This window comes from Malonomonas rubra (assembly GCF_003247215.1).
In the GTDB taxonomy this organism is placed as follows: domain Bacteria; phylum Desulfobacterota; class Desulfuromonadia; order Desulfuromonadales; family Geopsychrobacteraceae; genus Malonomonas; species Malonomonas rubra_A.
Genome location: NZ_QKAP01000076.1, coordinates 1 through 10,932, shown reverse-complemented (window position 1 = coordinate 10,932; position 10,932 = coordinate 1). Strand labels below are relative to the sequence as shown.

Here is a 10,932-nt window from a genome sequence, read left to right as displayed (position 1 = left end):
GTTCGTCCAGTCCTTAACCTATATCGAATCGGTTCCCGAAGGTGCGGAATCGGCCAGGGTCATCAACGGCCTGCAGGATCGCAGGGGCGTCCTGATGCATAGCTACCAAGTCGGCACCGACATCAAGCAGGCTGTCGGCGGCGTCCCTTTCGATACCTGAATCGAACCGAGTCTGTGTCCAGAAGACATTCACTTGAGCTGCCGGGTTGACACTACGGACGCCGAGGGTGAAAGCGTTGGTGCCGCGGATGACTTCCGGAATCGGGAAGGCGGCGACGATACCGGAGGGATAACGTGGCTCGCACATGCGCCCTAAGTAGGTGGCGACATTCTCGGCGGTCTTGTATCCGGAACAGTGCATGAAGACCACATCGGTGTCGCGGCATGCGACGTCGATGGTGACGTCCATGTAGCCGAAGCTGGTGGTGAACACCAGATTAGCCCCCTTACGCACCATCGGGGAAAACCCGGCAGTGGCCGACACCTGCGGGGTGCCAGTCAATCGCTATCGTTTTCTCTCAGTGAGTGTCGGCTCCGGCATTTTCGATATCGGCGGCGCATACTTGAGCCTGGCGACCACACCGATGTGGATCGAGATCATGTCGGCCGGTCGTGGCTGGATCGCCGTGGCATTGGGCATCTTTGCCGGATGGTCGAGCCCTCGGGCGATGCTCGGCTCCTACCTGTTCGGCGGCATTACCGCCATGCAGTTGCGCTTTTAGGCGATGGGAACCTGGATCAGCGCGCATACCCTGCAGATGTTGCCCTACTTTTTCACCATTGTCATTTTGGTGATTCAACCCTCCGCTTACAAAAAGGGGGGCAGCCAACAACCAGAGAGTCTCGGACTAACTTATGATCGGGAGGATCGAAAATGAGTTATGCTTCGCAAACCTTGAAAGAAAGGATCAAGCGGGATGGACGAATCGACGGTGAAGTCATCAAGGTCGATCGTTTCCTCAACCACATGGTCGATCCACAACTGATTGATCTACTCGCCACCGATGTCGCAACCCATTTTGCAGAAAAATCGATTGAGAAGGTACTGACCGCGGAAACCAGCGGCATCATGCTCGCCCAGGCGGTTGCCGGGATACTTGGGATTCCTTTTGTCTACGCCAAGAAAAAGAAGCCCTTGACCATGGGGGAGCACTACGCTGCCGCCAGCTATTCCTTCACCAAAGAGGAGTCGACTACCTTGTATGTTGCGAAAGAGGTGCTCCAGGCGCGTGAACGAGTTCTGTTCATCGATGATTTCTTCGCCAAAGGCTCGACCCTCAAAGCGATCGAGGAAATCGTCAAACAAGCTGGGGCAATGCTGGCCGGAAGCGCCGTCATCATCAACAAATCGACGCGGCGCGATATTTATTCGATACTGACGCTGGAGGAGCTGAGTTCAACAGGTCAATAACGACCGGACGCGAACAGCGGTGACAACTACAAAACCTAATCTTGAACTGTGCGTCAATACGTTCTATCCTGCACTTGGGAATAAAACTGAATGACTCGACAGCTTCATGCCCAGCTGAGATATCGCAACCGATGAACGACGATGCCAACCATTCTCCATGGATGTGCCACATCTGTGATTACTGCTCGAATGTCGGTGAAGGATTGGTCTGCAGTGAATGCTACAAGATCACCTGTCCGCAGCATATGACCGTCGCCAGCGTTCTCAACCCGGAAAGCGGGCTTTTCGAATTGAAAAAAATCTGCGTCGAATGCCAACTGAAAAAAAGGCTCTAGTTACTGCATAGATTGGATCTTTCATGTTACGCAACAACAGTACCCCAGCCTATTCCTGTGAAGCCGGCCGCCTTTGCCCCGGCTGCGGAAAAGCACTCGGGAATTGCAACTGTAAAAAAATGTCCCCAACGCCAAAAGGAGATGGTATCGTCCGTATCCAGAAGGAAACCAAAGGGCGTAAAGGCAAAGGAGTGACCCTGATTACCGGCCTTCCGCTCAGTGGTGATGAGCTGAAAAAGCTCGCCAAATACCTGAAGCAAAAATGCGGCACAGGCGGCACGATCAAAAACGGCATAATAGAGATTCAGGGCGATCACCGCGACCTGCTGCTTGAAGAGTTACAGAAAAAGGGCTGGAAAGTTAAAAAAGCCGGCGGCTGAAAATCGAACCCGCTTGTGGCAAATAAGGAGGGTCTCGAGTTAAAACTTATTTAAATTGACAGTGCTCAAGTGAATTGCTCTAATACGCGCATTTAATGCTAAATCGTACACATAAATACTAGGAGGCAATATGAAAAAGATTCTTCTTACCGGCCTGTTTTTGCTATTGGCAACATCCTGTCTAGCAGAAATGATCAGCGTTTCCCACCTGCCCGCAGAGGTGCGCGACAAGGCTATGGTTTCCGGCTCCAATGTTATTAAGCAACTGGACCTCTATGCACCGCTGGAAGTTCTGGAAAATGGTGCGGCCTACCTCAAAGTAAAAACCGCCGATGGTATAGTCGGCTATATCCACAAATCGCTGACCACAGCTACCCACACGGTTACCGTCACCGCCGACCTCTGCAATGTCCGTAGCGGCCCGGGCAAAGAGTTCCCGGTCGCCTTCAAAGCGAAAAAAGGCAACAGCTTCCAATTGCTGGCACAAGAGCAGAAATGGGTGCAGGTCAAAGCTGCCGACGACAAGACCGGCTGGATCTGGCAAGACCTTGTCTGGGGCGAATAGTTCCGGATGATAATCGCAAAAAAGCCGCCACGAAAGGGCGGCTTTTTTTATGCTTACTTGAAAGAAGAATCCTTACACCAGTCGAACCGGAGCGAATCCGCCGCCTTCCGTCCGCAGATTGGTCACCTGCCCCTGATACAAACGGGCGCCGATCCCGAGCAACTGGTCACGATATACGAACAGTCGCAGATCGACTTTATATTCCCGCCCTTGTTCATCGGACTCTACCGAAGGAGCAACCACCTGCTGCGCTAATGTGGTTTGCGGATCAAGTTCTTTAAAACGTTTGCGACTGATGCTTTTTCCCATCAAAACGCCCCGACTACCGAAGCGAGTCACCGGTTTAAAAATCAAATCCTTCCGTTTTGCCCATACTGCTTCTGAATCGCAATCGGCCAGCAGACGACTCTCCGGGACCACGGTCGTCAACAATTCACGGTCGCCCTTGTCTATTCCCAGTTTCTCCAATCGCTGCTGGTTGGACCAAAGAATCATGCGCCGTTTGTCGGCCAACAGACCATAAGCGAATGGGTTGGGCGACAGGCACACCGTGCCGGCCAGATAAGCGGCTCGTAAACCGCTCATCACCGGCTCGTCAAGAAAGAAATCACAGTGCCGATTGTAAATCAGATCGACCCTTTCTCCAGCAAGCAACACACCGTCTTTATCCGCAAAAAGCTGCTCGGGTGAGGCGATCTCGGCCTGCAGACCCAAGGTGCACAGCCAATCTCGGCATGCAACCATCTCCGGGTAAAGCGGCTGCTCATGCGGCGCCTCATCGACCAGAACGACACTCTGCAACCGGCCCCGCCCGGCTGAATAGTCGCGAAATTCCCGCAAAAAAGTGGAGAACAGCCGCGTTTGAATCCGTCGGGTCAATTCGATCGGATCATGCCCCTGCGCCCCGGCTTCACTCAACCAGGCGATATAACCACCGCCCGCATTGGTATTGGCCTCGATGAGCCTGGGACCGTCCTCGGTCAGGTGAAAATCATACCCCATCATCAAGGCAGCGTGTCCGGGATCGAAACGGCAGACTTCCGGCAGTTGCGGGAAAACTTGGCGCTGATAATTTTCCGACTGGCTGAGGCGAAAGAGAGTGCGGACCAGTGCCAGCATCTGACGCAGATCTGTGCGCTTGAGGCGGACCGTCAGAACGCTTATCGGCAATTCTTGTAACGCAGCCATCAGAAAGAATTGATACGCCGAATCAGAGCTTTGAGCAGGCCATAGCTGCGGCGGTTGAACTCCATGACCAAGCGCGGCATCAACAGCAGATCGGGCTGGTCCTGTTCTTCTGGGAGGGCATTCGACAAACGCATGCTGCCGCCTGGAGCAAGGATCTCGCTGAACTCGCTCCTGAGTACCTGTAGGTGATCAGTATCAAGCACCTTGTTCAGCCGCACAACCAGCTTTTCCTTGACGAAGCGCATCGAGTGGTAGTTGCGGTAGAATTCGTTGATGTACTCCACAGCCTCTGCCGGATTCTTGGTGATGGTGAACAGGGCGAAGTCCTCAAAGCTGATCAGCTCACGCTTGAGTAGTGCGTCGCGGACGAAATTGAAAAACATATCCCAATAGCCCCCGTCATCATCGTCAATCATGATGAGCGGGATCGGTGGGTTCTTGCCGGTCTGCACCAAGGTCATCACCTCCATCCCCTCATCAAGGGTGCCGAAACCGCCGGGGAACAGGACCACGGCGTCCGCCTCCTTGAGGAAAGCGACCTTGCGGTTGAAGAAGTACTTGTAGTTAATAATCTTCTCGTTCCCCTGCATGATAGGATTCATTTCCTGCTCGAAGGGAAGATCTATATTCACGGCAAAGGAGTTTTCCGCTCCGGCGCCTTCATTGCCGGCCAGCATGATTCCGGGGCCACCACCGGTTATCACCATGTAACCCTGATCGGCTAGCATGCGGGAAAACTGTACGCACTTCTGGTAGATGGGCTCTTCCGGCTTGGTACGGGCGCTGCCGAAAATACTCACCTTCTTCCGTTGCCGGTAAGGGGCAAACACCTTATTGGTAAAGCGCATCTCCTTCATCGTCGTGCGCATCAGCTTCTGGTCAGCCAGATAGTCGTTCTCCTGCCCCGACTTGAGGGCACTAAGAATCATCTGTCGGATCATTTCCGGATGATGAACTTTCACCCGACGCATAAGATCGTCGATGATGTCATCAATTTCCCCATTGGTGCGGTCAAAACTAATCTTCATTTCAAGCTCCTGTTGATCCGGAAACGGAACCGGCAGTGGTCTTTCGCGCTAGAAAAGCTCTTCCGGCCAAGCGGTGCTGCTGCAGGAGCAGACCGGTCATCCCAGCACCGGTATAGCGACCTGCGAACTCCTGGTAGATCCCACGCAGCTGTTGATCGAGAGAATAAAACTCGGCGAGTTCCGCCGAGGTTAAAGATTTCTCAATTATATCACAAACAAAACTGATGCAATTATAGGGGCGTCTTGCGACCGGCAAAGAGCAGCCTTGCTCTGTCAAAAAGGGGCAGGTTCGGGAAAAATCGGAGGCAGGTGGCGGCTCGTCCTGCTGAAGAAAACAGAGCAAGTTGGCCAGGGTCATATGGTTGTGCCCTTTGGCACAGCACTCACCGGAACAAGCGCCGCAGGCGGAAAGCCCGTCCCCTTTTTCAAACAGCTGATTCAACCGGCCCTGCAGTTCTCCCAGGGATTTCAGGCGTGCTGCGATCCAGTCTTTTTCCAGCTGCGGCAGACGACTATATTCAGCGGTCACCTGCCCGACGATCTGGTGCCAGGACTGGCTGCGTTGTTCTGTCATAAAAACCTGTCATGATAAGCAACGGCAGCATAACCGAAACGGTCAGCTGCCGGTAAGTATGGTGGCCGAAGAAGGCCATAAGCCGGGTTCTGTTTCCTGCAGAAGTTACCCGCTGCAGGACGATGATCATTCCTCTAGGACCGCCGTTGCCGACGGCCTCAAGCAGCCAGACCCGGAAACTTTGGACGGACCATCCTCAAACGTTTCCCTATTCGGCCTTGCTCCGGATGGGGTTTACCGAGCTTCCGACGTCACCGCCGGAACTGGTGAGCTCTTACCTCACCCTTTCACCCTTACCCACAGACAAAAGCCTGCAGGCGGTCTCCTCTCTGTGGCACTTTCCCTAGGGTCACCCCCGGTCCCCGTTAGGGACCATCCTGTCCTGCGGAGCCCGGACTTTCCTCCCGTTCGCCTTGGCACGAAGCTGGCGAACCAGCGATCACCTGTCCTTCTTCGACCAAACCAAAATGAACCTGATCAACCCTGTTCAACGTAGAGTAAACGGTTGCAGTGCGGGCAGGTCTGCATTTCAGTCTCACGCAGCAAGCTGTTGAACTGCTGCGGAGGCAGCTGCATATTGCAGCCAAGACAAGCCCCGTTGCTAGCTAGTGCCAGCGCCAAGCCACCGCGCCGTTTGAACAGTGTCTGGTACTTGCGCAACAGTGCTGTCGGCAGGTCCTTGGTTACCGACTCACGGGTTTCCTTGCGTTTTTCCAGAGCTGTATCGCTTTCCGCCAACAGCTCATTGATCTCGGCGGTGCGGGCCTCGGCTTTTTCGTTGATACCGGCAAGCTCAGCCTCTTTTTCCTGAAGATCTTCTTCCAGGGAGCTGATCTCCTGCAGCTTGGCCAGCAGTTGCTCATCCAGATCCTTGTTCGCCTTTTTAGCCATGTCGATCTCTTTGAGAACGGCGACATATTCTTTCTGGGTCTGGATTTCTGGCAACCGCCCTTCGACCCGAGCGATATTGTCCCGCTCTCGTAGCAGATCCTGCTGAAGTTGCGCTTCGTCTTTCTGCAGCACCGCCAGTTCTGCACTCAATTCGTCAAGCATCGCCTGAACGCGGGCGGATTCAACTCCGAAAGAGTCTAGTTCTTGCCGATAGCCTTGCTGACTCTTTTCGATGGTGCTGATTTCCTGATCGATCTCCTGAAGCTCCTTCAGCAGGTTCATCTGTTCGTGCACTTTAAGCCTCCATACTTCTTGAAAGGATATTGACCGCTAGCAGATCGTGGTAAAAGGATCCTGCTCAGCCGCCATTTCGATAACCTCTACCGGCAACCGCCGCTCGTCGAGCGCATGGCGCAGACGTACGGCTAACTCCGGAACCATTAACTTTTCAGTTCCGAAATGACCAGCATCGATCAAGGCCAGCCCTTCGGAACGCGCGCGTTGAGCGTCATGATATTTCACATCGCCAGTGACCAGGCAATCAGCCCCCTGCCTGAGCGCTTCGCTCAACAAAGAAGCACCGCTACCGCCACAAACAGCGACCTTGTTGATTTTCTGCATTCGATCGCCGACCAGCCTGAGGGAGGGCAAGTTCAACCGTTCACGCATCTGTTCGGCAAATTGCTGCAGACTGGTTTCTTCCGCCAAACGACCGATTCGGCCTAAGCCAATATCGTCTCTGCTGTTGGCCAACGGGATCAGGTCGTAGGCAACTTCTTCGTAGGGATGCGCCTTGCGCATGCGTTCCACCACTTTCGTCAGTCGCGCACCTGGAACGATGGTCTCGAGACGAAACTCGCCGGTCTCTTCATGCTGCCCAGGTAGGCCAATAAAGGGATCTGTCGCCTCACTACCGCGAAAGCTGCCAATCCCTTCCGTGCGGAAAGAGCAATGGTCATATTGACCAATATTCCCGGCCCCCGCAGCAAACAGGGCTTCCATCAGCGCTGTTTCATGCCCTTGCGGCACAAAAACAACAAGTTTGTAATAACCGGCTCTCTGTGGTTTTTCCAGTGGCTGACAATTCTCGATACCGATCCGGGCCGCCAACCAGTCATTGAGGCCATCAGCAGCGCGATCAAGGTTGGTGTGGGCGCTGAAAACAGCAATATTGTTGCGGATCGCCCGAAACAAAACCCGGCCGACTTCATCGCTCGGCGTCAATCGCTTCAGCCCCTTGAAGATCAAAGGGTGATGACTGACCACAAGCTGCGCGTCGGCACGCACAGCTGCTTCGATGGCAATCTCTTCGGCATCTAGGCAGACTAGCACCCGCTTGATTTCAGCTGTCGGATCACCGATTTGCAGCCCGACATTGTCCCAATCTTCGGCGAGTCCCGGAGCGTAGAGGACATTCAACAAGCCAACCAAATCAGTCAAGCAGGCCTTTTTCTGCTTAGCCATTCCAGCGTTCCCGCAAAAAGAAAGAGTGCACCGGTTTCCCGGTGCACTCTTGGTTGATCTGGTTTTCCCCCTTGGCGATTCCTGCCGCACTCTCTGCACATCCCCCTTGATGTTTCCCAGGGTGCGATAACTGTATCAATCGAAGCTCTGCGTTCAACGCAATCTGCCTAGTTTCTTTTGCGACGGAATGCCCGCCAGGGGTTAATTTGGTGGGCCCACCAGGACTCGAACCTGGGACCAGCCGGTTATGAGCCGGCGGCTCTAACCAACTGAGCTATAGGCCCCTTGCACAAGAGTACATAGTAAGCAAACTGTTTTACCACTGTCAAGATTTTAGTATGCGCACCACTTAAGTTTTTTGCATCAGTTATCGCTCGATGCGAATCCCTTGAGTCGCTTGGCCCGACTGGGGTGACGCAACTTTCGCAGTGCCTTCGCCTCAATCTGGCGAATCCGCTCACGGGTAACGTTGAAATCCTGACCAACCTCTTCCAGCGTATGGTCAGATTTCTCGCCGATCCCGAAACGCATCCGCAGCACCTTCTCTTCACGTGGCGTCAAGGAAGCCAGCACCCGGGAGGTCTGGTCGCTGAGGTTCCCCTTGATCACCGCTTCAAGCGGTGAGACCACACCCTTGTCCTCAATAAAATCGCCCAACGAGGAATCTTCCTCTTCCCCGATCGGGGTTTCGAGGCTGATCGGCTCCTTGGCAATTTTCAGCACCCGGCGCACCTTGTCGAGCGGTAGATCCATCCGCTCAGCGATCTCTTCCGGGGTCGGTTCGCGGCCGAACTCCTGAACCAGCTGGCGAGTCGTACGGATCAGCTTGTTGATCGTCTCGATCATATGCACCGGAATCCGGATGGTGCGAGCCTGATCGGCGATAGCCCGAGTAATCGCCTGTCGAATCCACCAAGTAGCATAAGTGGAAAATTTGTAACCACGACGATATTCGAATTTATCGACCGCTTTCATCAGACCGATATTCCCTTCCTGGATCAGGTCGAGAAATTGCAAACCGCGGTTGGTGTACTTCTTGGCGATCGAAACAACCAGTCGCAGGTTCGCTTCAACCAGTTCGGTTTTGGCTTTCTTGGCCCGCCACTCTCCCTTATAAACTTCTTTCAGGTATTCGAGTAGCTCCTCCGGCTCAAAACCAGACTCTTCCTTGACCCGCTTGAACTTGCGCTTAGCTGCTTTGAGCCGTTTTTCCACCGACAGCAGAATATCGCCTGAGACCTGCAATTCATCGGCAACAGCATGGGCTTCGTCATCATTTTTGCGCATCCGCCGTAAGTAACTGCGGATCTCTTTATACGGCTTGCCGATCTGCTCTTCACAAGAGGAGATTTCCCGCTGCCCTTTCCTGACCTGCTCTCCCATATCCTTGAGGCGATCAACAATCTTCGCAACCTGGAAATCTTTCAGGCGTACCTGCCGCAGCAATTCAATCAACTGATCCCGCAGCTCTTCTTCTTTCTTCTGCAGAGTTTTCAGCTTTTTCTCTGCCGGCGGCGGATCAGCGGCCAGACTTTCCTGTACCTGCTTTAACTGCTCTTCAAGCGGCTTGACCTGTTCGTGAATCTCGGTCAAACGCTCGCGCTGCTTCTCTTCCGCCTCACCACCCTCTTCTTCGTCGTAATCACGGGTGACCTCGGAAACTCCGATCTGGCCTTTTTCGAGGCGTTGCAACAGTGTAATCACTTCACGGGCCGCGATCGGGGTGCGCATGACCACCTTGGTCACCCGCGCATCACCCTCTTCAATCCGCTTGGCAATCTCGACCTCACCCTCACGGGTCAACAGGGCAACCTGTCCCATTTCCCGCAGATACATTCGGACCGGATCGCTGGTGCGGCCCAGAGTGCCTGCCTCAAGCTCAACATCTCCGTCATCCTTGTCATCATCACCATCGAGGTCATCATCGTCATTCGAAGAAGAGCGGACCTTACTGTCGGAATCAACAACTTCGATATCCATTTCGCCGAACATGCTCATCACATCCTCAAGCTGCTCCGAAGACACCATGTTGGCGGGCAAAATGTCATTGACTTCATCATAGGTTAGGAAGCCCTTCTCCTTCCCCATGTCGATTAGCTGCTGAACCTCTTCCGGATTCGTCTTTTTCGCCATTTTTGCGTATTCTCCTTGTGGCGTACCGTAATACTATTACTTTAACTCGTTATTCAGCTGAGTAAACTCTCTCAGTAATTTTGCGTGTAATTCTTCATCACCAAGCTGTGCAGCCTCATTCATCCGCACATAAATTTCGTCCTTCTTCTTTTTCAGAGACTCTTTTTGCAAAGCCTTTAAAAGCCCGTCGAACGTGCCCTCGACCATCTCCACCGGTGACTGCAGAAAGTCCTTGATCACCGCATGGTAGCGCGCACTGAAATCTTCCAACAGACTCTGGTCCTCCAACGCCTTTTTTGAACCAAGGATCTCCTGCGCCAACTCTTTTGCCGCAGGGGTCAAAAACCTTTCATCAACGATCTCTGCCAATCGGGTCCGCTCTTCCGGCAGCAAAAAAGCAGTCCGCAACAGTTCCCCCTCAACCTTGCGCCAATCAGGCCCAGACGGCTTTTCCGGAGCACTTCGTTCGCCCGAAGAGGCTTGGCCAAGCAAGAAGCTCTGCTCTGCATGATATCTCTCTACATACTCTGGCGGTTCCGGCGAAACAGGTACACCCTCCTCCGCTTCCGGTACTGATTTCGCCTTGCGCTGCACCTCTGCCAGTTGCTGTTTCAGCAGCTCAAGCTCGATACCGCTGCGGCCGGCCAACTCCTTAAGGTAGAGGTCCTGCTCCATACTGCTGGAGAGCTCACAAATCCGCTCAATGACGGTTTTTGCCGCGCGAACCCTCTGTTCCACCCCGGCCCCGGCGCTCTGCAGCGCATCTTCCATGAACAGGTCCATTGCTGGGCGTGCCTGTTCCAGCCGCACCCGAAAGGCGTCGGGGCCCTTGCTCTGGACAAAGGAATCTGGATCCTCCCCCTTCGGCAACTCAATCACCAGCGCTGGGATCCCTTCTTCCTGAAGGGCTGCCATCGCCTTGAAGGTCGCCTGACGCCCGGCCGCGTCCTGATCAAACAGGAG

General features: G+C 53.9%; 12 protein-coding genes, 1 tRNA gene, 1 other RNA gene and 1 pseudogene. 5 read left to right on the top strand and 10 right to left on the bottom strand.

Annotation, left to right across the window (positions count from 1 at the left end; genetic code table 11):
* Positions 1-61: 61 nt before the first annotated feature.
* Positions 62-457, bottom strand: a pseudogene (locus Q7J88_RS08000) (BMP family ABC transporter substrate-binding protein); the annotation flags it as partial.
* Here Q7J88_RS08000 and Q7J88_RS07995 point away from each other — a divergent pair.
* From Q7J88_RS07995 to Q7J88_RS07975, 5 genes are all read left to right on the top strand, one after another.
* Entirely contained in the window at positions 423-722 is a 300-nt protein-coding gene (locus Q7J88_RS07995) for a hypothetical protein (protein WP_369681995.1), read from the top strand. The pseudogene Q7J88_RS08000 and the gene Q7J88_RS07995 sit on opposite strands and share 35 nt — an antisense overlap.
* A 152-nt stretch (positions 723-874) precedes the next feature.
* Positions 875-1,411 carry a phosphoribosyltransferase family protein gene (locus Q7J88_RS07990; protein WP_303721643.1) on the top strand — a complete coding sequence of 179 codons (537 nt, stop codon included), beginning with the start codon at positions 875-877 and terminating at the stop codon, positions 1,409-1,411.
* Between the two features lie 131 nt (positions 1,412-1,542).
* Positions 1,543-1,746 (top strand): hypothetical protein, encoded by a 204-nt coding sequence (locus Q7J88_RS07985; protein ID WP_303721642.1) that lies wholly within the window; start codon positions 1,543-1,545, stop codon positions 1,744-1,746.
* A gap of 23 nt (positions 1,747-1,769) precedes the next feature.
* The gene (locus Q7J88_RS07980) at positions 1,770-2,126 is read left to right on the top strand and encodes a translation initiation factor Sui1 (RefSeq protein WP_303721641.1); all 357 of its coding nucleotides are present in this window, start codon (positions 1,770-1,772) and stop codon (positions 2,124-2,126) included.
* Positions 2,127-2,256: 130 nt separating this feature from the next.
* On the top strand, positions 2,257-2,691 hold the full coding sequence (locus tag Q7J88_RS07975; RefSeq protein ID WP_303721640.1) for an SH3 domain-containing protein: 435 nt from the start codon (positions 2,257-2,259) through the stop codon (positions 2,689-2,691).
* Between the two features lie 72 nt (positions 2,692-2,763).
* Here Q7J88_RS07975 and Q7J88_RS07970 read toward each other — a convergent pair whose 3' ends face one another.
* From Q7J88_RS07970 to Q7J88_RS07930, 9 genes are all read right to left on the bottom strand, one after another.
* The gene (locus tag Q7J88_RS07970; protein ID WP_303721639.1) at positions 2,764-3,879 is read right to left on the bottom strand and encodes a hypothetical protein; all 1,116 of its coding nucleotides are present in this window, start codon (positions 3,877-3,879) and stop codon (positions 2,764-2,766) included.
* Positions 3,879-4,907 (bottom strand): TIGR00730 family Rossman fold protein, encoded by a 1,029-nt coding sequence (locus Q7J88_RS07965; RefSeq protein WP_303721638.1) that lies wholly within the window; start codon positions 4,905-4,907, stop codon positions 3,879-3,881. The genes Q7J88_RS07970 and Q7J88_RS07965 overlap by 1 nt, the downstream gene beginning before the upstream one ends.
* 1 nt (position 4,908) lies before the next feature.
* Positions 4,909-5,481 (bottom strand): hypothetical protein, encoded by a 573-nt coding sequence (locus tag Q7J88_RS07960; protein ID WP_303721637.1) that lies wholly within the window; start codon positions 5,479-5,481, stop codon positions 4,909-4,911.
* A gap of 63 nt (positions 5,482-5,544) precedes the next feature.
* Positions 5,545-5,936, bottom strand: an RNA gene (rnpB, locus tag Q7J88_RS07955) — RNase P RNA component class A.
* Between the two features lie 22 nt (positions 5,937-5,958).
* Positions 5,959-6,666 carry a zinc ribbon domain-containing protein gene (locus tag Q7J88_RS07950; protein WP_303721636.1) on the bottom strand — a complete coding sequence of 236 codons (708 nt, stop codon included), beginning with the start codon at positions 6,664-6,666 and terminating at the stop codon, positions 5,959-5,961.
* Between the two features lie 36 nt (positions 6,667-6,702).
* On the bottom strand, positions 6,703-7,836 hold the full coding sequence (locus Q7J88_RS07945) for a Nif3-like dinuclear metal center hexameric protein (RefSeq protein WP_303721635.1): 1,134 nt from the start codon (positions 7,834-7,836) through the stop codon (positions 6,703-6,705).
* A gap of 207 nt (positions 7,837-8,043) precedes the next feature.
* Positions 8,044-8,120 (bottom strand) — tRNA-Ile (locus tag Q7J88_RS07940).
* A gap of 79 nt (positions 8,121-8,199) precedes the next feature.
* Positions 8,200-9,969 (bottom strand): RNA polymerase sigma factor RpoD, encoded by a 1,770-nt coding sequence (rpoD, locus tag Q7J88_RS07935; RefSeq protein ID WP_303721634.1) that lies wholly within the window; start codon positions 9,967-9,969, stop codon positions 8,200-8,202.
* Positions 9,970-10,005: 36 nt separating this feature from the next.
* A partial coding sequence (locus Q7J88_RS07930; protein WP_303721633.1) for a toprim domain-containing protein occupies positions 10,006-10,932 on the bottom strand: 927 nt, incomplete at its 5' end.